This window comes from Sphingosinicella sp. CPCC 101087 (genome assembly GCF_004151485.1).
Taxonomy (GTDB): Bacteria; Pseudomonadota; Alphaproteobacteria; order Sphingomonadales; family Sphingomonadaceae; genus Allosphingosinicella.
This window is the reverse complement of the sequence record NZ_SBFF01000001.1, coordinates 500,260-519,903: the sequence shown is the minus strand read 5'-3', so window position 1 is coordinate 519,903 and position 19,644 is coordinate 500,260. Positions and strand designations below refer to the sequence as shown.

At 66.8% G+C, this 19,644-nt stretch carries 24 protein-coding genes and 1 tRNA gene; 14 read left to right on the top strand and 11 right to left on the bottom strand.

The genetic code is table 11. From position 1 onward, the window contains the following. The first annotated feature begins 1 nt into the window (after position 1). On the top strand, positions 2-1,087 hold the full coding sequence (gene folP / locus EKM57_RS02505; RefSeq protein WP_129790857.1) for a dihydropteroate synthase: 1,086 nt from the start codon (positions 2-4) through the stop codon (positions 1,085-1,087). Here the strand turns inward: folP and EKM57_RS02500 are convergent. The 6 genes from EKM57_RS02500 to EKM57_RS02475 form a co-directional block, all read right to left on the bottom strand. Then, positions 1,073-1,420: a helix-turn-helix transcriptional regulator gene (locus EKM57_RS02500; protein WP_129790856.1), complete on the bottom strand. Its 348-nt coding sequence runs from the start codon at positions 1,418-1,420 to the stop codon at positions 1,073-1,075. The two genes, folP and EKM57_RS02500, sit on opposite strands and share 15 nt — an antisense overlap. Further along, positions 1,420-2,085: an SRPBCC family protein gene (locus EKM57_RS02495; RefSeq protein WP_129790855.1), complete on the bottom strand. Its 666-nt coding sequence runs from the start codon at positions 2,083-2,085 to the stop codon at positions 1,420-1,422. Before EKM57_RS02495 ends, EKM57_RS02500 begins: the two co-directional genes overlap by 1 nt. 52 nt (positions 2,086-2,137) lie before the next feature. Continuing rightward, positions 2,138-3,676, bottom strand: coding sequence for a L,D-transpeptidase family protein (locus EKM57_RS02490; RefSeq protein WP_129790854.1), 1,539 nt, complete (start codon positions 3,674-3,676; stop codon positions 2,138-2,140). Positions 3,677-4,017: 341 nt separating this feature from the next. After that, the gene (locus EKM57_RS02485; protein WP_129790853.1) at positions 4,018-4,380 is read right to left on the bottom strand and encodes a GFA family protein; all 363 of its coding nucleotides are present in this window, start codon (positions 4,378-4,380) and stop codon (positions 4,018-4,020) included. Between the two features lie 189 nt (positions 4,381-4,569). Then, positions 4,570-5,328 (bottom strand): SDR family NAD(P)-dependent oxidoreductase, encoded by a 759-nt coding sequence (locus tag EKM57_RS02480; protein WP_129790852.1) that lies wholly within the window; start codon positions 5,326-5,328, stop codon positions 4,570-4,572. A gap of 212 nt (positions 5,329-5,540) precedes the next feature. After that, complete coding sequence (locus EKM57_RS02475) at positions 5,541-7,001, bottom strand: sigma-54 dependent transcriptional regulator (protein WP_129790851.1); 1,461 nt, start codon at positions 6,999-7,001, stop codon at positions 5,541-5,543. A gap of 346 nt (positions 7,002-7,347) precedes the next feature. Between EKM57_RS02475 and EKM57_RS02470 the strand changes: the two genes are divergently transcribed. From EKM57_RS02470 to EKM57_RS02440, 7 genes are all read left to right on the top strand, one after another. Beyond that, entirely contained in the window at positions 7,348-7,482 is a 135-nt protein-coding gene (locus tag EKM57_RS02470; RefSeq protein WP_165357152.1) for an aa3-type cytochrome c oxidase subunit IV, read from the top strand. Positions 7,483-7,499: 17 nt separating this feature from the next. Continuing rightward, positions 7,500-8,627, top strand: coding sequence for a Re/Si-specific NAD(P)(+) transhydrogenase subunit alpha (locus tag EKM57_RS02465; protein WP_129790849.1), 1,128 nt, complete (start codon positions 7,500-7,502; stop codon positions 8,625-8,627). A gap of 22 nt (positions 8,628-8,649) precedes the next feature. Next, the gene (locus EKM57_RS02460; RefSeq protein WP_129790848.1) at positions 8,650-9,069 is read left to right on the top strand and encodes a hypothetical protein; all 420 of its coding nucleotides are present in this window, start codon (positions 8,650-8,652) and stop codon (positions 9,067-9,069) included. Next, the gene (locus tag EKM57_RS02455) at positions 9,066-9,461 is read left to right on the top strand and encodes a hypothetical protein (protein ID WP_129790847.1); all 396 of its coding nucleotides are present in this window, start codon (positions 9,066-9,068) and stop codon (positions 9,459-9,461) included. Before EKM57_RS02460 ends, EKM57_RS02455 begins: the two co-directional genes overlap by 4 nt. A 13-nt stretch (positions 9,462-9,474) precedes the next feature. Beyond that, the gene (locus tag EKM57_RS02450; RefSeq protein WP_129790846.1) at positions 9,475-9,756 is read left to right on the top strand and encodes an NAD(P) transhydrogenase subunit alpha; all 282 of its coding nucleotides are present in this window, start codon (positions 9,475-9,477) and stop codon (positions 9,754-9,756) included. Positions 9,757-9,850: 94 nt separating this feature from the next. Then, a complete protein-coding gene (locus EKM57_RS02445) occupies positions 9,851-11,263 on the top strand; it encodes an NAD(P)(+) transhydrogenase (Re/Si-specific) subunit beta (protein WP_129790845.1) in 1,413 nt (470 codons plus the stop codon). 123 nt (positions 11,264-11,386) lie between these two features. Then, the gene (locus EKM57_RS02440; protein WP_129790844.1) at positions 11,387-12,265 is read left to right on the top strand and encodes a hypothetical protein; all 879 of its coding nucleotides are present in this window, start codon (positions 11,387-11,389) and stop codon (positions 12,263-12,265) included. A gap of 14 nt (positions 12,266-12,279) precedes the next feature. Here the strand turns inward: EKM57_RS02440 and EKM57_RS02435 are convergent. Further along, positions 12,280-12,355: transfer RNA gene (locus EKM57_RS02435), tRNA-Val, on the bottom strand. Between the two features lie 250 nt (positions 12,356-12,605). Then, on the bottom strand, positions 12,606-13,169 hold the full coding sequence (locus EKM57_RS02430) for a helix-turn-helix domain-containing protein (protein WP_129790843.1): 564 nt from the start codon (positions 13,167-13,169) through the stop codon (positions 12,606-12,608). Between the two features lie 344 nt (positions 13,170-13,513). Here EKM57_RS02430 and EKM57_RS21745 point away from each other — a divergent pair, with 344 nt between their 5' ends. The 3 genes from EKM57_RS21745 to EKM57_RS02415 all read left to right on the top strand — a co-directional run bounded on the left by EKM57_RS21745 (position 13,514) and on the right by EKM57_RS02415 (position 15,641). After that, entirely contained in the window at positions 13,514-13,678 is a 165-nt protein-coding gene (locus tag EKM57_RS21745; protein WP_165357151.1) for a hypothetical protein, read from the top strand. Positions 13,679-13,718: 40 nt separating this feature from the next. Continuing rightward, positions 13,719-14,204, top strand: a complete 486-nt coding sequence (locus EKM57_RS02420) for a metallophosphoesterase family protein (RefSeq protein WP_129791056.1) — start codon at positions 13,719-13,721, stop codon at positions 14,202-14,204. An 81-nt stretch (positions 14,205-14,285) separates the two neighbouring features. Next, positions 14,286-15,641: a DUF418 domain-containing protein gene (locus tag EKM57_RS02415; protein ID WP_129790841.1), complete on the top strand. Its 1,356-nt coding sequence runs from the start codon at positions 14,286-14,288 to the stop codon at positions 15,639-15,641. A 19-nt stretch (positions 15,642-15,660) separates the two neighbouring features. Here EKM57_RS02415 and EKM57_RS02410 read toward each other — a convergent pair whose 3' ends face one another. Both EKM57_RS02410 and EKM57_RS02405 read right to left on the bottom strand, forming a co-directional pair. Continuing rightward, a complete protein-coding gene (locus tag EKM57_RS02410) occupies positions 15,661-16,206 on the bottom strand; it encodes an SRPBCC family protein (RefSeq protein ID WP_129790840.1) in 546 nt (181 codons plus the stop codon). Beyond that, a complete protein-coding gene (locus EKM57_RS02405) occupies positions 16,203-16,517 on the bottom strand; it encodes a helix-turn-helix transcriptional regulator (RefSeq protein ID WP_129790839.1) in 315 nt (104 codons plus the stop codon). The genes EKM57_RS02410 and EKM57_RS02405 overlap by 4 nt, the downstream gene beginning before the upstream one ends. 111 nt (positions 16,518-16,628) lie before the next feature. On the opposite strand from EKM57_RS02405, the gene EKM57_RS02400 reads away from it, so the two are divergent. Then, complete coding sequence (locus EKM57_RS02400) at positions 16,629-17,273, top strand: glutathione S-transferase family protein (RefSeq protein WP_129790838.1); 645 nt, start codon at positions 16,629-16,631, stop codon at positions 17,271-17,273. Positions 17,274-17,332: 59 nt separating this feature from the next. Then, positions 17,333-18,826 (top strand): phospholipase D-like domain-containing protein, encoded by a 1,494-nt coding sequence (locus EKM57_RS02395; protein ID WP_129790837.1) that lies wholly within the window; start codon positions 17,333-17,335, stop codon positions 18,824-18,826. Between the two features lie 24 nt (positions 18,827-18,850). Here EKM57_RS02395 and EKM57_RS02390 read toward each other — a convergent pair whose 3' ends face one another. Then, positions 18,851-19,042, bottom strand: a complete 192-nt coding sequence (locus EKM57_RS02390; protein ID WP_129790836.1) for a hypothetical protein — start codon at positions 19,040-19,042, stop codon at positions 18,851-18,853. A gap of 69 nt (positions 19,043-19,111) precedes the next feature. Between EKM57_RS02390 and soxR the strand changes: the two genes are divergently transcribed. Then, the gene (gene soxR, locus EKM57_RS02385; RefSeq protein ID WP_129790835.1) at positions 19,112-19,579 is read left to right on the top strand and encodes a redox-sensitive transcriptional activator SoxR; all 468 of its coding nucleotides are present in this window, start codon (positions 19,112-19,114) and stop codon (positions 19,577-19,579) included. Positions 19,580-19,644: the final 65 nt, after the last annotated feature.

The window sequence follows — 19,644 nt, the reverse complement described above, 5'->3', positions numbered from 1 at the left end:
CATGGCGACGAAGACCTATTTGCGGCCCACCGCCTTCGTCGACGCACCGTTCGGCCATGACGGAAAGGTGGCGCGGCTCGCCGGAGGACTGCTCTGGTTCTCGGCGGTCGAGGTCGAGACTTTCGACAATGGCGTGCGCGGCGCGCCGCGCCTGGTGCCGGTTGAGGCGATCGAATCGCAGCTCGAGGACCTGCCGCCGCAAGCGCGCGTGGCGTGGGAGCGGTTGACGGCACCACGTCCGCCGCTCCTGATGGGCGACCGGGTGATCCGGCTCGATCAGCCGCAGGTCGCCGGAATCGTCAACGTCACGCCGGACAGCTTCTCCGACGGCGGCCGGTTCGATACGCCGGATCGGGCGACGGAGGCAGGCCATCAAATGTCTGCGGCGGGGGCGGCCATGATCGATCTAGGCGGCGAGTCGACCCGGCCGGGATCGAAGCCGGTCTGGGAAGGCGACGAGATGGCGCGGACCGTTCCGGTGGTCGAACGGCTCGCGGCTTCGGGCACGGCGGTGTCGGTCGACACCCGCAAGGCTGCGGTGATGGAGGCGGTGCTCGCCGCCGGTGCCGGGCTGATCAACGACGTGTCGGCATTGACGTGGGATCCGCGAGCGGTCGAGGTTGTCGCCGCGGCCGGCTGCCCGGTGGTGCTGATGCATCATCAGGGTGCGCCGGAAACGATGCAGGACAATCCGTATTATGAACGGCCGGTGCTGTTCGAAGTCTATGACTGGCTTGAGGCCCGGATCGACGCCGTGGCCGCCGCCGGAGTCGCTCGCGAGAACATCGTCGTCGATCCGGGCTTCGGCTTCGGCAAGACGGTGCAGCACAATCTGCAGCTCATGAATGGCCTGGCGCTGCTGCACGGGCTGGGTTGCCCGATCCTGCTAGGCGCCAGCCGCAAGCGCACGATCGGCGCGTTGTCGAACGAAGCGCCGGCGGATCGGAGGCTCGGTGGGTCGATCGCTTTCGCGCTCAAGGCGGCGGAGCAGGGCGCGCAGCTCCTGCGGGTCCACGACGTGCCCGAGACGCTGCAGGCGCTTCGTGTCTGGCGCGGCCTCAGAGACGCGGCATTAGCCGCGATCTGAATCTTCGAGTCTGCGCTTGCGTTTGCCGCGCGCGATTTCGGTGGCAAGGGCCTCGAGCCTCGGCTCCCAGAAGGCGCGGAAGCGCTCGAGCCACTGGTCCACTTCCTTGAGCGGAGCCGTGTCGACGGCATAGATCCGTTTCTGCTTGTCGGCCCGGACGGTCGCAAAGCCGCTTTCGCGCAGCACCTTCAGATGCTGCGATACGGCGGGCTGGCTGATCCCGAACTCGTGCTGGATCACCTCGACGATCGAGCCGGACGACTGCTCGCCGCCGGCGAGCAGCTCCAGGATCCGGCGTCGTACCGGATCGCCGAGGACGTCGAATGCGTGCATCAGCCCCCGGACTCGGCACCCTCACCGGTGCCGGTATAGAAAGCGGTCGTTCGATCGGCAGCTTCGCCCGCCGCCTCGGGATTCGTCCCGAAGGCGATCGAGGCTTCGCGCCAGGCGCTGCTGCTTTTCGCCGCGAAATCCCGGTAATTGTCGCTCGCCGTCCATTCCTTGGAAGCTTCGGGCGCGACGGATTCGCCGGTCTCCAGATGGGCGGCGAGCCCGAGGACGGAGAGGTCCCAGCCGACGCCCACCGCTCCCGGCCCGAACTGATCCCAGAATTTGAGATATTCGTCTTCGAGCAACGCGACGTGCTCGAGCTCCAGCCGAGTGCTCTCGGCATCCTCCGAGGTGAGAGTCACATAGACCCAGCTCGTCTGGCCGCCGAACTCCCACGTGACGGCAAGTCGGCGCGGCGGCTCGCATTCGGTGATCGTGCCGCCGGCATTGCCCTGCAGCTGGTAGCGGCCGCCGAGCCGCAGATCGCCCTCGATCGGCATGAACCAGCGCGGGATGCGCTCGGCGCTCGTCAAGGCGTCCCAGGCGTCGTCGATGGCGGTAGGAAAGCTGCGCGCTGCGATCACGGCCCGCGCCGGCTTGCCCTCATGCTCCCGGCTGGCGACTTCCCGCGTGACCGCTCCGATATGGCGTGCAACGTCGAATTGCATGTTCTAGCTCCTCCGATGGCTGCACATCATATAATCCATGACTTATATAAGTTCAACGTGATTCGTTTCGACGGGCGAGTTGAGCCAGCATCGCCCGATCGCGCCCGTAACGATCGGGTTGAAAGCGTATTCGGCCGCGCGACGGCACTGCCGTGAGATAGGTGATGTAGACCGGCACCGGTTCGGGCAGTTCGACGCGCTGCTCGGCGGCACCGCTCGCGCCGGGGGCGCGGCCGCCGAACAGCCAGCGCGCCAGGCGCTGAGCATCCTCCAGCCGCACGCAACCCGAGCTGATCCGGCGGTCGTCGCGCGCGAAATGCTCCCGGAACGGAGTATCGTGCAGATAGATCCCGAGATCATTGGGCATCATGAACTTGATGGCGCCCATCATGTTGTGCGGCCCAGGGCGCTGTCGCAGGTTGACGTAGCGCCGCCCCGCCGCGACCGCGGGCCAGTCGACTTCGCTCGGCTTCAACACCCGCGCGGATCGCGACCAGTCGGAGAGAATCTGCAGCCGCTCAGCCGCCATTGCCTTCGGGCCGCGTCGCAGCACCTTGCGCGCCCGGTCGCGAATCAGGTCCGGCGGCAGGTTCCAATAGGGGTTGAGCACGGCAAATCGGATCAGCCCGGCCATGGCCGGCGTCTGCATGTCGCGCTTGCCGACGACTACCCGCATCGATCCGGTGAAGCGCCCGTCCTCCACCAGCCACAGGCGCGCCGCAGCCGCGTCGACGAGGATATAGCGGCCGCCGGAATGTGCGGGAATCGCCCGCGCCCGCTCGATATTGCCGAGGATCAGCCGCTCATAATGCGCTGCGCCGGCGTTGAGCGCGGCGAGCGTCGCAGCATCGGCGGTCCCGCTCGAAGCCAAGCCATGCGTCGCCTGGAAGTCGCGCAGCGTCGCCGCCAGTGTCGCATCGAATTCGCCGTCGCCGAGCCCGAGCCGCCGCCGCAGCCGCCGGACGCGCACGCCGGAACTTCCAGGCTCCAGCGTCGGCCCCGATGGGATGTCGACCTGGGGCAGGCGCGACCATCGCGCACGATAATCGGCGAGGCCGCGACGCAGCCCATCGAGCGCCGGATTGACTCGAAGCGCGGAATCGAGCGCTTCGGCCGGCGATCGCGCTGCGGCGATCCTCTCCAGCAAAGTGCGGACTGAAGCCGGCTGCGGTGTCAGCTCCGGATCGACATAGCGCATCGACGTCTCGGCTGGCGTGCGATGCAGGTCGGTCGCGAGGTCGGCAAAGGCGTCGGTGAGGAGCAGGTCGGCCCGGGCGAGCGCTCGGCGGTCGCCGTCGATTCCGGCCGTGAGGGCCGTCTTGAGATCGGAGTCGAGTCGTCCTTCCCGAGCGAGGATTGCGAGTAGCCGCTCGCCATGCGGCCGCAGTGCGCCGCCAGTCGCCCAGAGCGGACGAAACCCCCGGTCCCGATAGAAGGCGGCCAGGTGGTCGTCGAGGTCGATTGGCGTGGCGGCGATCCGGGGCGTATCGAGCGGCGGCGGCGACGACGCCGGAAGCGATCCGAACGACGACACGGCAGCGAGCGCCCCCGCGAGGGCGACGGCTCGGGAAAGGCGCACCAGGCTTCGCATTTTCGCTTCGGCTCGAATCTACTCCGGCCGCTCCGCCGTTCCAACCGGCGCTGCTCCAACGTCCCGAAACCGTACGCTGCGGCTTCCCATTGCTGCATCGGAAGAATGGGAGAGGGGCCATGTCCGGGCGGTGGCGGATCATCTCGGGCGGCCAGACCGGCGCCGATCGCGCCCAGCTCGCCGGTGGGATCGTCGCGGCCGAGCGGGGGACGCTGGAATCGCAGGAGGGATTGTCCGGCGGCACACTCAATATTGCCGGGCCGCGCGAGAGCGCCAGTCCGGACATCGAAGCCGAGGCGCGAGCCCTTCTGGAGCGCGTCCTCGGTCAGACCTTATCCCTATCATTCCGGCCCGGGGATCAGATGGGCGCCGTCAAAATGGCTTATCTCAAGCTCGTCCAGGTCGATACCGTCGACGCAACGCAGATTTATCTCGATGGCCGGGCCGCTGGGGCCGATGCCATGCGCAAAGGGCGCGCACCCACAGGTGCGGCAGAATTCGAAGTTTATCGCCTTCTTGTTCCATCGGTAATCGGCGATGTCTTCCGGCGATCCCCGCAAGGTGAACTTGTCGGGCGTCGTGAAATGGTGGAGCGCACCCCGGCGGTGGCAGATGGAGCAGTTGCAGGCCAGCGCCTTGGTCGGAACATCCTCTTCGACGCTATATGAGAGCTTGCCGCAGTGACAGCTTCCGGTGAACGGCATCCTATTCTCCTTCGATGCACCGTTTGATGTCGCCACGTGGCGACTTGCCAGCCAGCGAGCGCTGGCGCCACCACATACTGCGGAGGGACGGCCGGCTTGCCCGGCACGGTCGGGTCCCGACGCGCTATAAACCGGTTTGCACCATAAACACAGATAAAGTTTGCATTGAAGACCGGTCGGTCATGCAGACTAGAGTGAATAGCCACCGTCGCTGACTAGACAGGCGCCCGTGACGAAGCTTGTCCCGTCGGACAGCAGGAAGGCAACCTGCTCGGCGATCTCCTCGGGCTGGGCGAATCGACCAAGCGGGGTCGCGATTTCCGCCATCGCCTCGAATGCCGCGGCTTCGCCCTTCGCCTCGATCATATCGGCAAAGGCCGGAACTTCGCGCCAGATCGGCGTTTGCACCCCGCCTGGTGCGATCGCATTCACCCTGATCCGGGCGGACGCGCCCTCCTTGGCGGCGACCTTGGCAAGATGGATGACTGCGGCTTTGGAGGCTCCATAGGCGGCCACGCCGGGCTCCGCCTTCAGGCCCGACACGGAGGCGCTGAGGACGATCGCGCCGCCCTGTCCGCCGGATCGGATCGCCCGCATCGCCGCCTGCAAGGTCAGGAAAGTGCCGTCGAGATTGGTCGCCATCACCCGCCGCCAATCGGCGAACGCCATTTCCTCGATCGGCGCTCCAGCGCCGATCCCGGCATTGATGAAGGCGTGTGTGAGCCCGGTCAGGTCGGCCGATTCCCACAGCTGCTCGTCCGCGACATCGCCGATCATCATCTGGCGCTCGCAGGGAAGGGAGAAGGCGAAGTCGCGCAGCAGATCCTCGCTGCGGTCGCACAGTACGAGCTTCTTCGCACCGCCGGCGGCGAGGCGCGTCGCGGTAGCCGCGCCGATTCCGGAGGCGGCGCCGGTTACCAGGATAACCGCATTGGCGAAATCGCTCATGCGCCGGCTGTACCGTCTGTTTCGCCGGCGTGAAATCCCCCTGTCATCCACACTTCGGTTCGCCGCTTACGGCGTGCGCCCGCATGGGCGGTGGGCCCCACGTGAAACGCCCCCGAAAGCCGGACAGGCGCCGAGGAAAACAAGGCTCGGTTTCTTGGGGTGGAGTCGAGTGCGGGTGACGCAGCCGTCATCCGCATTCGTCGGGCCCTGACCTAGGCGGCGACGTCGCCGATGCCGAGTTCCCCGAGCTTGCGGTAGAGGGTTGACCGGCCGATGCCGAGCCGCCGCGCGACTTCTGTCATCCGCCCGCGATAATGACCGATCGCCAGCCTGATCACATCCGCTTCGATCTGCTCGAGCGGCCGCAAATTGCCGTCGGACTGGTAGAGGGTGATGCCCGGCCCGTGGGCCAGCGCGGCGGTTTGCGACTGCCCGTCCAGCTTCTTGGCGTGGAAATCGTCGGCGCGCCGGCCGAAGGTCGCTTCGGTGGCGATGTGCGGGAAATCGGCGGAGGTGAGCGCGTCGCTCTCGCACAGCACGGCGGCGCGGAAGAGGGCGTTCTGCAGCTGCCGGACATTGCCGGGCCAGCCGTAGGACATCAGCACCGACAGCGCATCGTCGGTGATCGACACGTAGCGCATGCCCGGCTGCTCGGCGATTCGCGAAAGCAGATGGCGAGCCAGAGCGGGCAGGTCGCTGATCCGGTCGCGAAGCGGCGGCACGGGCACATGAACGACGTTCAGCCGGTAGTAGAGGTCCTCGCGGAACCGACCGGCGGCGACCTCGTCGGTGAGCTTGCGGTTGGTAGCGGCGATGATCCGCACGTCGACCGTCTGGGTGATGCGGCTGCCTACCCGTTGAATCTCCCCCGTCTCGAGCGCGCGCAGGAGCTTGACCTGGGTGTCGAGCGGAAGCTCCCCGACCTCGTCGAGGAACAGGGTCGATCCGTCCGCGTCTTCGAAACGCCCGATGTGACGGTCGAAGGCTCCGGTGAAGCTGCCTTTCTCATGGCCGAACAGCACGGATTCGACGAGATTCTCGGGAATCGCGCCGCAATTGACGATGTGCAGCGGCTTCTTGCCGCGTGGGGACGCGGCGTGGATCGCCTGCGCCACGATCTCCTTGCCCGATCCGCTCTCGCCTTCGATCAGCACCGACACGCGGGCGCGCGCGGCCTTGGCGGCGACCGCCAGCGCGGCGCGGAATTGCGGCGCGGAGCCGACAATCTCCTCGAAGCCGAGGACCCTGCCGATCTTTTCTGAAAGCGGACGAAGCTCGCCGGTACGCCTGCGGCGGTCGGTGGCCGAGTCCAGGGCGGCGAGAAGCCGGTCGGGGGCGATCGGCTTGACCAGGAAGTCGCTCGCCCCGGCGCGCATTGCGTCGACCGCGACGGCGACGCTGGTCTGGGCCGTGAGCACGAGCAAGGGGAGCTCGGGCTTGAGCTCGCGGATCCGGCGGATCACCTCGGTGCCTTCCTCGCCCGGTAGCCAGTGGTCGAGCAGGATGGCGTCGAATTTCGGCTCCTGCGGGTCGGCGAACATGCTCTGCGCCGCCTCAAGGTCGTTGGCGCCGCGCACCCACCAGCCGGCGCGCGCGCCGATGGCGGTGATGAGCCGGCGTTGCGCCGGCTCGTCGTCGATCAGCAGCAGGCAACGTGTCGGATCGGGCCGCATCTGTATCCCTCGTCCTGAAGAGGGATCCGGCTATCCCAATTAGGTAAAGGGGGACTTAAGCCGATGCTGCGGATCCATCCGCAGGCGATGTGCTGAGCGTCTGGCCGAGCGAAGCTGCATGAAGAGGGCGCACGCGGCAGCGGCGGGCTCGCCGGAGGTGACGCTCCCTCGCGACGATCCGCCGGAGGCAAGGCTCAGCGTGGCTGTCCGACCAGGAAAGGGCCGGGCTCGTCCTCTTCGATCCGCCGGTTCGGGCCGGCTTTAGCTGCGCTCCATGGCGAGGGAGCTTGCTCCCTGCCGCCGGGCCTTGGTAAGGGGGGCGCCGAAAAGGGTAAGAGGAGCATTCATGGCAGCCGACGAGGCCGAACAGGCGACCAGATCGCATCAGGGCACGTACGATCTCTTCATTGGCCTGATGAAATATGGCGCGATCATCAGCTTTATCACGGCGATGCTGGTCGTTCTGATCATCAGCGGCTGAAGCGGGGGAGGCGGGGGGTGAAGATCGCGGTGCTCAGGGAAGGCGAAGCCGGCGAGCGCCGCGTTGCCGCCACGCCCGAAACGGTGAAGAAGTTCGTTGCGCTCGGCGCGACCGTGGAGGTCGAGACCGGGGCCGGCCTGACCGCAAGCATCGACGATCCCGCTTATGAGGCCGCCGGCGCCAGGGTCGCGCCGCGCGCCGATGCGCTGAAGGACGCCGACATCGTCCTGGTCGTCCAAGGCCCGGATCCCGCCGGCCTCAACGGCGTCAAGCCGGGGGTGATGCTGGTCGGCGCGCTCAATCCGTTCGCCCGCCGCGAACGGGTCGACGCTTATGCGTCTGCCGGAATCGAGGCGCTGGCGATGGAGTTCCTGCCGCGTATCACGCGCGCCCAGTCGATGGATATCCTCTCCAGCCAGGCGAACCTTTCCGGCTACAAGGCCGTGCTCGATGCAGCGGCCGAATATGGGCGGGCCTTTCCGATGATGATGACGGCGGCGGGCACCGTCGCCGCGGCACGGCTGTTCGTGATGGGGGTCGGCGTTGCCGGCTTGCAGGCGATCGCCACGGCCAAGCGGCTCGGCGCCGTCGTGTCGGCGACGGACGTGCGATCGGCCACCAAAGAGCAGATCGAAAGCCTCGGCGCCAAGCCGATCTTCGTCGAGAAGGTCGCCGGGATCGAAGGCGAGGGCGCCGGCGGCTATGCGACCGAAATGTCCGACGAATATAAACAGGCGCAGGCCGAACGGGTGTCGAGCCACATCGCCAAGCAGGACATCGTCATCACCACGGCCTTGATTCCGGGGCGGCCGGCGCCGCGGCTGATTACCGATACGCAGATCGCGACCATGCGCCCCGGCAGCGTCATCGTCGACCTGGCCGTCGAGCAGGGCGGCAATGTCGAGGGTGCGCAGCCCGGCGAGGTGGTGGAGCGTCATGGCGTGAGGATCGTCGGCCACCGCAACATGCCGAGCCGCCTCGCCGCCGATGCCTCTGCCCTTTATTCCCGGAACCTCTACAATTTCCTCAGCGCTTTCTGGGACAATGAGGCGAAGCGCGTCACTCTTCCCGACGACGACGAGATCGTTCAGGGCGTGCGCCTGACCCGCGGCGGGCAGGTGGTGAGCGAGAGGCTCAGGGCATGATCTGCGAGGGCGGCCGGAGTCGATGAGGGCCGCCACGGCCACGGCGGGCATGGTCTCGGCGGCGGTGCTGCTGGCGCCGGGCTGCGGATCATCGCCGGAGTCGTCGACTTCGCGTGACGAGCCGGTGCGCCGGGCAACCTTCCGAAGCCTTGCGGCGCGCGATCATCTGGCGACCTGCAGCGGCGGCTCTCGCCGCCCCGAGACGCTCTATCAGGTGGAGCGGTTGGAGGAGCTGAAGCAGCTCGCCGCCCGCAAGGAGGCGGCGCAGGCCGTCTGGCTTGGCGAGAATGACTGGGCCGGCGTCGCCCGCTACGCGAGACGCGAGCCCTGCAAACCGAGCGAAGCGGCCTATGCCGACGCGCTGGCGGAATTTTCCGGCTCGCTCGACAGGCTTGCCGGTCGGATCGCCGAATACCCGCCGCAGTCGGAGAAGACGCCGTGAGGTTCATCCTGCTTGCCATTGCCGGCGTAGCTTTGCTCGGTGCCTGCGCGCCTTCGACCCCGGCACCCGGCACCGGCTGGAGCCGTGCGCCCGACCTGTCCGTCTATTCGGCCATGACCCTTTTCGGCGGCGTTGCGCGGACCGAATCGTCGCTGTGCGGCGGATTCAGCCCGGTGACGGTCGAGGACTATTGGCAGGAGGATTTCGCGGCGCGCGAGCAGGCGGTCGCCGCCGCCCTTGTCGCGCGGCACGGGGCCGAGGCCGTCGAGGCAGCCGAGGCCGCCGCGGTGGCGAGCCGGCGCACGGCCTGTCCGCCGGTGCCGACCTTGCGCTGGCGAGAAGAATATGCCCGGCTGCTTCACTTGCTGGAGATGCGGCTCGGGCTGGCCTGAGGGGAGAGAGACGTTGGACTTCATCAGCATATTGTCGATTTTCGTCCTGTCCTGCTTCGTCGGCTATTATGTGGTCTGGTCGGTCACGCCGGCGCTCCACACGCCGCTCATGTCGGTGACCAATGCCATCTCTTCGGTGATCGTGGTCGGCGCCCTGATAGCGGCGCTGGCCGCGGCCGTGCCCGCGGCCAAATGGCTCGGCCTCGCGGCCGTCGTGTTGGCCAGTGTGAACATCTTCGGCGGCTTCGCCGTCACCGCGCGCATGCTCGCCATGTACAAGAAGAAGGAACGGTAGGTGAGGGCTGCCGGCGGCGCGCTGTTGCCCGCTCGCATTCGATCCGGAGAGGAAGGCGGTCGGCTTTTCGCCGCGCCGAAGGGGGACGATATCCATGCATGAGACCGCCGCAGCGCCGGCCTGGGTGATGCTCGCTTATCTGATCGCGGGCATCTGCTTCATCCTCGCTTTGAGGGGGCTTTCCAGTCCCGCAACGTCCCGCCGCGGCAATCGCTACGGCATGATCGGCATGGCGATTGCGGTCGGCACGACTCTCGTCATCCAGGAGATAGCCGGCCTGTGGGAAGTGGCGATCGCCATCGCGATCGGTGGTGCGATCGGGTTCTTCATCGCCCGGCGGATCGCGATGACCGCGATGCCGCAGCTCGTCGCCGCCTTCCACAGCCTGGTCGGCCTGGCCGCCGTCTTGGTCGGCGCCGCGGCCTATCTCAATCCGCTCGCCTTCGGGATCGCCGACGCAGCCGGCTCGATCTACTTCAACAGCCGGCTCGAAATGGGGCTCGGCGTCGCGATCGGCGCCATCACCTTCTCGGGCTCGGTGATCGCCTTCCTGAAATTGAACGGCAACATGTCGGGCAAGCCGATCCTCGTCCCGGCCCGGCACGTGCTCAATTTCGGCATATTGTTCGCGATCCTCGCCCTGATCGCATACTTCACCCAGGACCAGAGCCCGTGGATCTTCTGGACCGTCACCGGCTTGGCCTTCGCGGTCGGCTTCCTGCTCATCATCCCGATCGGCGGCGCCGACATGCCGGTCGTCATCTCGATGCTCAATTCCTATTCGGGCTGGGCCGCGGCGGCGATGGGCTTCACGCTCCAGAACACGGCGATGATCATCACCGGCGCCCTGGTCGGCAGCTCGGGCGCCATCCTCTCCTACATCATGTGCCGGGCGATGAACCGTAACTTCCTCTCGGTGATCGCCGGAGGCTTCGGCGGCGACGCCGCGGCCGGCGCTGCCGAAGCGGCGATCGACCGACCCTGGAAGCGCGGCTCCGCCGAGGACGCCGCCTTCCTGATGCAGCAGGCCGAGCTGGTCATCATCGTCCCCGGCTATGGCCTAGCCGTCGCCCAGGCCCAGCATGCGGTGCGCGAGCTCGCCGACCTGCTCAAGGCGGAAGGCGTCACCGTCAAATATGCGATCCACCCAGTGGCGGGGCGGATGCCCGGCCACATGAACGTCCTGCTCGCCGAGGCGAACGTGCCCTATGACGAGGTGTTCGAGCTCGAAGACATCAACAGCGAATTCGCTCGGGCCGACGTTGCCTTCGTGATCGGCGCCAACGATGTCACCAACCCGGCCGCCAAGACCGACAAGAGCTCGCCAATCTACGGCATGCCGGTGCTCGACGTGGAGAAGGCCAAGAACGTCCTGTTCGTGAAACGCTCGATGGGCGGCGTCGGCTATGCCGGCATCGACAACGATCTCTTCTACCGCGACAATACGATGATGCTGCTCGGCGACGGCAAGAAGATGGCCGAGGAGATCGTGAAGAATCTGGGCTAGTCCGGAGGACCGGCCCGTTCGCGATGCGTGAAGAATCGCGCCGGGATCGTCCTTTCGTGCGGCCGGTCGCGTTCGCATCGAGGGATTATCCGCTCCAGCCGCGGAGCGGAGGGGGGAAACGGGATGCTGAACCTGGGTTCGATCATCAGCGGAGCCTTTGCGCTCCCGACGCGATTTCCGCTTGCGGTTGGGGCCTGGGCGCTGATCTACGCGCTTCCGGGCATCGCCAGCTGGTTCTTCGTCCAGCCGGCCATGCTGACTCCGCTCAATGGAGAAGGGACGGCGCCGTTCGACCTCACGCGCTATTTCGGTTCGGTACTCCTTGTCTGGCTCGCCATGTTCCTGGTGGTGGCCGTTCTGATGACTGCGGCGTTCAGGGCGATGCTGCGGCCCGAGGAGCCAAGCCTGGTCGGGCTTCGCCTCGGAGCGGACGAGATTCGCACCATGGGGCTGTCGCTGCTTCTGGCGGTCGCCTTCTATGCCGGCTTCGTCATCGTGGCCTTCGCCATCGGCCTGATGTTCGTCGGGGTCGGCGCGGGCATGAACCTCGCTGGCTCGGTCCTCTTCATCATCGTCGCCATCATCGCCGTGCTGGCGTCGGTCATCTGGCTTCAGGTGCGGCTCTCGCTCGTCTTCGCGCTCACTTTCCTGCGCCGCAGGATCGTCGTCGTCGAATCGTGGACATTGACCCGGGGACGTTTTTGGACGCTCTTCGGCAGCTATCTCGTCATCTTGCTCTTCTTGCTCATGCTGTGGGGCGTAACCGCCGCCGTGACGGCGGCACCCTTGCTCGACTCGTTCATGCAGGCCGACTTCGATCCGGAAGCCATGCAGGCGATCGCCGCGGACCGCTTCGGCGAGTTCAGCGCGATGACTCTGTTGAGCTGGCTACTGGGCGGCCTGCTCGGGGCTCTCGGCATTGCCCTTTATGCCGGCGCCACGTCAACGGTCGTTCGGGACCTGGGCGTTCATGAAGAGGATATCGCCCAAACCTTCGCCTGATCGCGGGTCGATTCTGGTGGGCGCTGACGGGCTCGAACCGCCGACCCTCTCGGTGTAAGCGAGATGCTCTACCAACTGAGCTAAGCGCCCGACCAGGCGATGCCTGCCCCCTGCCAGCTTCGTGCCGAAGGAGCAAGTCCGGCGGCCGGGGCGTCGGGCGCTAGAGCTGAATCCAGCCGAGCAGAACGAGCAGGAGCAACGTCCCCACGGCCGTGATCGCGACCGAGCCGAGACAGCCGAGACGATTGGAGAAGAACAGGAACATGCCGCCCCAACGCCCTTCGGCCCTTCCTTCTCCATGGAAAGTCCGAACGGGGTTGCAACGGCTGCGTCCTGATCTTCAGAGAGGCCGGATCAGCCGCACCGCCACCGCCATCCAAAGCGGATCGGGCACCACCGTCTGGCGCTGCCCTGCACCGAGGGGGACGATATGCAGCTTGCCTGCCTCTCGGCCGATCAGCCTTCCGAAGATGAACCGTCCGCTTGGTCGCGGCGCCAGAACGTCGCGGTTGAGAGCCCCGCCAAAGGCCGCAGGCTCGATCCGCTTCAACCAAAGCTCGTCGCCGCTGCGATAGTCGCCAACCCCGGCCATGACGGTGAGCGCGACCAGACCGGGCTCAGGTCGCGGCGGAACGGCCGCGCTGTCGTGGCGGGGTGCGTGCGCGCCGTCATGGTCGAGGATCGCTGCGACCGGAAGTTCCTCGCCGTCGGGAAGACGCACAAGATCGGCGGCCTCGACTCCCAGGGCGCCTGCGATCCGGTTGAGCCAGCCGACCGAGACGGTTCGCGTACCCGTTTCCAGCCGGCCGATCGTCTGCGGAGTCGTCGGCGGAACGCATCGGTCCGCAACGTCCTGCAGCGTCAGATTGCGGGCGCGGCGGACCTCACGGATGCGAGTGATCATGGTCTAACCCCCGTGGTTCAATCAGTCTGACCATATACATCCTATCTGGCAAGGATCTAAAGCGGAAGGCTGCCGATGAAGACCTTCCTCGGCTGTTCGCTGACTTGCGTGGCTCGCCGCCCCCGTTGCTGCTAGACCGTGACTCACGCGAGCCGGAGGTGCAGCTATGGTGGCCATGCTGATGGCGGCGCCGGCCGGCGCAGCCGCCCAGGCGCCACTGCCCGAACCGAAGGGGCGCCGGCGAGGAATGGGTGCTACCGCCGTTGCGCGTCATTCGGCCCTGTCCGGAGCCGGATGGCAACGAGATCGTCGTTTGCGGCAACGCGGATGGCAGCCGCTTCCGGATGCCGGCCATTCGTATTCCTCCAGATCTGGAGGTCGAGCCGGACGAGCTTCTTCGGTTCGGGCTCGGCGGCGGCACCGAAGGCGAGATCGAAGCTACCCAACAGCAGCGGCTCGACGGCTGGCTCGATCGGAGAATCCTTCTGCACGTCCGCGTCCCCTTCTGAAACCGCGCATCCGGGCGGACGAATGGGCGTTGGTCTGGCCATGAAGGTCTTCTTCACGAGCGACACGCATTTCGGCGACCATCGGACGATCAACATCCACAAGCGCCCGTTCGCCTCGGTGGCGGAGATGGACGCGATGCTTATCCGGGAATGGAATACCGTGGTCGGCCAGGAAGACGAGCTATGGCACCTGGGCGATTTTGCCCGCAAAGGCGAGGCTGTGGAAGGCCTGCTGGCGCGCCTGAAGGGGCGCAAGCATCTCGTCGCCGGCAACAACGATCCGCCGGCGACACGCGCGGCCGCGGGCTGGGCGAGCGTGCAGGATTATGCCGAATTCGAGCAGGAAGGGCGCCGCCTCGTCCTTTGCCACTACCCCTTCCGAAGCTGGAACGGTCAGGCGCGCGGCGCGATCGACCTCCACGGTCATAGCCATGGCCGCCTGAAACCGCTGCCCCGCCAATTCGACGTCGGCGTCGACTGTCGATCGTGGCGCCCGGTCACCTTGGAGCAGATCCTTTCGGGGTGAAGCTGGTCGCTTGCGCCGGCCGACGTTCGGCGCGACAAGAAAGGGGAGCAGATCGGGCCCCTCGGGCCGGGGAGGGTAGAAATGGCGACGCTCGCGCCGAGGGGGGACAAGTTCGTCGAGCCGCCTGCGCCGGAACGGCCAGGCCCGACCACGCGACGTATCGAGGCGCTCGACGTCGTCCGGGGCGTCGCCTTGTTCGGTATCCTGCTCGTGAACATCACCGGGTTCGGGCTCGCCGATGCCTTCAATCCCGCGAATTCCGGCGGCGCCCAGGGCGCGAACCTGTGGGCCTGGATCATCACGCAGATGGGTTTCGAGGGGACCCAGCGAGGCCTGTTCTCGCTTCTGTTCGGGGCGAGCGCGATCCTGCTCACCTCGCGGCTGGAGGCGGCGGGCCGTGTCGACGCCGCCGATATCTATTTCCGGCGCAACCTGTGGCTGATCGCCTTCGGCTTCGTGAACGCCTTCGTCTTCCTGTGGTACGGCGACATTCTCTACGCCTATGGCGTCATCGCCCTGTTCGTCTTCGCCTTCCGCAAGCTGGCGCCCGGGGCGCTGCTGGCGCTCGGCGTCGGCGCGCTGCTGCTCGGCACATTGTGGACGGCGCATGACAGCTGGCAGCTCCTCGACAAGCATTCGGACTTCGTCGCGGCCGAGGCATCTCGGGACGCAGGCGACACGCTCTCGGCGGAGCAGGAATATGCGATCACGGCCTGGGACCAAGCGAGGTCGGAGTTCGAGTCGTCGCCGGAGCGGATTGCCGAGGCGGTCCAGGCGCGCACCGGCGGCTATGCCCGCGCCTTCGGCGAGGTCGCGCAGATCAACGTCTACTGGCAGACCTGGGGTCTCTATCGATATTTCTTCGACATATTCGGAATGATGCTGATCGGCATGGCGCTGTTCCGGCTCGGCGTCCTCACGCTCGAACGGCCCACCCGTCTTTATTTATTCATGGTGGTGGCCGGCTATGGCGTCGGCTTGGTCGTGAACTATTTCGAGACGCGGTGGATCATCGATCACCGGTTCAGCGCCGTCGCTTTCGCCCAGGCCAATATCAGCTACGATCTCGGCCGGTTGGCGATGACGATCGGCCACCTCGGCGCCTTGCTCCTGTTCGTCCGGTCGGGCTGGCTTCCCTGGCTGCGGCGTGCGCTTGCGGCCGTCGGCCGGATGGCGGTGACCAACTATCTCTCGCATTCGGTGATCTGCGCGATCCTGTTCGTCGGCCTAGGCTGGTTCGGTCAGCTCGAGCGGCACGAGCTCTACGGCGTCGTCTTCGCGATCTGGGCGCTGCAGCTCGTCCTCAGTCCGCTATGGCTCAGATACTTCCGCTTCGGTCCGGTCGAATGGCTGTGGCGCTGGCTCACGTATCTGGAGCGTCCGCCGCTCCGCCGGCCGGCGGTGACGCCGGCCGGCTTGGCGGTGGCGGCAGCATGAGAACCGCCGCAGACCGGGTTCAGGCCTGCGCTTCGGCGGGAATGCGCGCGTCGTAATCGCGGGCCAGAGCCTCGTTGCGTGACCAGAAGGGCGCACGTTCGCGCCCCGCCAGCACCTGCTCGAGCACGTCGAGATGGAGGTGCCATCCGCCCGAGACGTCGACCATCATCGCGCGGTTCGGAAGCCGGCTGTGGGTGAGGGTCATGAGCGTCGCGTCCCCGCGCGGCTCGAGTTCCCAGCGAACCTCGGTGGGCGGACCGGATTCCTCGAACCAGAGGAAGACGAGCAAGCGGGGCGGCTCGGCGCGGATCACCTCGCCCTTCGATTCCATACCCTCATATTGACGGAACTTCTCCGGCACCTCCTCGCCCGGCGGTCCGAGCTCGGAGTTGCGGAAGACGAGGGTGAGGCTTCCGCCCGACTTCAGCTCGATGTCGCCGCCCGCGAACCATTCGGCGCGTAGCGCAGGGTCGGCGAGATATTCCCAAACCCGATCGATCGGCGCCGGGAGCAGCCGTTCGAACCGGACCGCTCCGGCCTCGGTGACGATTCCATATTCGCTCATCTCGTGTCTCCCTTTTCCTGACCCAATGCTGCTTCGAGCCGGTCGAGCCGGTCTTTCCAGACACCCCGCACCTGGCGGAGCCACGCGTCCACTTCGGCCAACCCGTCCGGGTCGAGGCTGTAGATCCGGCGCTGTCCGTCGACGGCGACCCGGACCAGCCCTGCTTCGCGCAGCACCTTGAGATGCTGCGAGACCGCCGGGGCGCTCATGGCGAACTCTCCCGCCAGGGTGCCGGCGGCGAGCGGCCCATTGCCGAGCAGCTCGATCATCTTGCGGCGGTGCGGATCGGCCAAGGCGGTGAAGCGGTCCATGGCCTAAGATTTAAGGGGAAGCTTAATTAAGTCAAGACAAAAATAATTCTGCGTGACCTTCCCACGCCGGCAGGTTACCAGTAGCAGATGAAAACTAATCCGGAGGCTCCAATGATCGTCTACGGTTCTTCGCTGTCCCCGTTCGTCCGCAAGGTGCTCGCTTTTGCTGCGGAAAAGGGAATCGCGCTGGAGTTGAAGCCCACCGGCCCCGGGAACCAGGATCCTGGGTTCAGGGAGGCGAGCCCGTTCGGCAAGATGCCCGCCTTTCGGGATGGCGACTTTGCGATCGCCGATTCGACGGCGATCATCTTCTATCTCGAGGCAGTCAGGTCCGAACCTGCGTTGATCCCCGTCGAGCCCCGGGCGCGGGCGCGGACGGTCTGGTTCGACGAATTTTCCGACACGATCCTGTTCGCCTGCGGGCGCACCATGTTCTTCAATCGCGTGGTGGCGCCGAAGTTTCTCGGCATCCCGGGCGACGAGGCGGCGGCGGCCAAAGCGGAGTGTGAAGAGCTGCCGCCGCTGCTCGATTATCTCGAAGGGGTCATTCCGGACAGCGGCTTCCTGGTCGAGGACCGGCTGACCCTCGCCGACCTGTCGGTGGCGAGCCCCTTCGCGAACTTCCGCCATCTCAATGTCATTCTCGACCCTGCCCGCCACCCCAGGCTCTCCGGCTATGTCGAGTCGATTCTCGACCGTCCGAGCTTCAAGTCGTGGATCGATCGGGAAACGGCCTTTCTGGCCCGAGCTGCCTGAGGCTCCGGCCGTTCCTTTCGGCGACGAAACTTGTGTGGGCCTACGCACGTTCTCGCCGCATGTCCGATACCGTACCCGCGCCCACCGAAGGCGAAGATTCCCTCCTGGAACTCGGCCGCAACTGTTGGCGCATCGAGCAGGCGCGGCGAGCCGCACTGATCGTGGACGCGGCGGATTATTTCCGCGTCGCGCGCGCCGCGATGCTGCGTGCCCGTTCGCAGATCCTGCTCATCGGGTGGGATTTCGACACTCGCATCCGGCTGGTCGACGAGGGAGAGGAGGGTGATGGCGAGGCGCCGGTCTACCTGGGACCTTTATTGTCCTGGCTCGGCCGCCGGAAGCCGGGCCTTCGCATTCACATCCTCGCCTGGGACGGCAAGATCTACAGCTTTCTCGGTCGAGGCACGACCATGCTGCGGCTCGCGGAATGGCGGCTGCTGAAGCCACGCATCAGCTTCAGGCTCGATGGCAGCCACCCGCTCCAAGGGTGCCATCATCACAAGATAATGGTGATCGACGACAGCTTTGCCTGCTCGGGCGGGATCGACATGACCGGGTCGCGCTGGGATACCCGCGCCCACCGCGATGACGAGCCTGGCCGCCGGCGGCCGACCACCGGTCGCCACTACGGGCCCTGGCACGATGCGGCGATCGCGATGGACGGCGCGGCGGCGGCGGCACTGGGCGTGCTGGGCCGTACCCGTTGGGCGCTTGCCTGCGGCGAGCTGTTGCCGCCGCCCCCGCGAGGGTCGGACCCCTGGCCCGGGCCGCTGGAAGTGCATTTTCGCGACGTGGACATCGCCATCGCCCGCACCTGCGGCGAGACCGAGGGAGTCAGCGAGGTGCGCGAGATCGAAGCCCTTTTCGCCGACATGATCGGCGCGGCGCGCCGCTTCGTCTACATGGAGTCGCAATATTTCGCTTCCCGCCTGGTCGCGGAGGCGATCGCCCGGCGCCTTGCGGAGCCGGACCCGCCGGAATTCGTCATCGTCAATCCGAAGAGCGCCGAAGGCTGGCTGGAAGAGGCGGTGATGGGGGCGGCGCGGGCCACCTTGATGGAAGCCGTCCGAAAGGCCGATCGTCTCGGCCGCTTCAGGATCTACTCGCCGGTAACCGAGGCCGGCGCGGACATCTACGTGCATGCCAAGATCATGATCGTCGACGATCGCATGCTGCGCGTCGGCTCGGCGAACCTCAACAATCGCTCGATGGGTCTCGACAGCGAATGCGACGTCGTGCTCGATGCCGCCCTGAAAGGGAATAGCGGCGTCCGGCCGATGATCTCGAGCCTGCGTTGCGGGCTCATGGCCGAGCACCTGGGAGTCGAGCCTGAACGGGTCGCCGCATGCATCGAGGAGACGGGCTCGCTGATCGCGGCGGTGGAGCGCTTGCGCGGGCCCGGACGCACCCTCGTCCCGTTCGAGCCGCCCGACTTCAGCGACGCGGCCGAGGCGATCGCGAAAAGCGAGATTGCCGACCCGGAATCGGCGAGCCAGGATTTCGAGCCCATGGCGCGGCGTCGATTGCTCCGCGGGCTGCCCTGGCACCGGTAGGCCGCGCGACGGCCGACCGGCGGGTCAGCGCGGCACCGGCAGCGGGCGCCGCCTGCCGGTGGGCGTCCCGGACAGCGCGGACCGCAGGCGCACCCATAATGGCGGCCGGGGCGGGCGCTCGTCCGGCGTGAGGCCGATCGGCGCCGCCGAGGGATCGGCGAACGAGCGGCAGGTTCCGCCCGGCGTGGTTTCGAGCGTGAAGAGCGGTTCGTTCATGGGCTCACTCCCGGCTTGCGAATCGAGGCGGCCACCTTTATGCAACCTAAACCAAAGTTGAGGTCAAGCATGCCCGACAGGGACCCTGCGCCCAAGCTTCTCACCGTCGGCGAGGTTGCCCGCCGCAGCGGCGTCGCCGTGTCCGCGGTCCATTTCTACGAGCGCAAGGGGCTGATCGGCGGCTGGCGTTCGAGCGGAAACCAGCGCCGCTACGGACGCGGCACCTTGCGTCGGATCGCGATCGTCAAGGTGGCGCAGCAGCTCGGAATCTCGCTCGCCGAGATCGGCCGGCGTCTGGCCTCGCTCCCCGACGACCGGACGCCGGCCAAAGCCGACTGGGCGCGTCTCGCCGAAGCATGGCGCGGCGATCTCGATCGGCGCATCGTCCAGCTCACGAGGCTTCGCGACAATCTCGACGGCTGCATCGGCTGCGGCTGCCTGTCGATGGAGACTTGTCCGTTGCGCAACCCGGACGACGCCTTGGCTGCGAGAGGGCCGGGGCCGCATTATCTCGACGCATCGAAGCCGCTTGATTGAACCCAGAGGCAGGCTGGAAGCCGCCTTCCTTCCCGGCTATGGCCCGGCCACCACAGGGCAGGGCA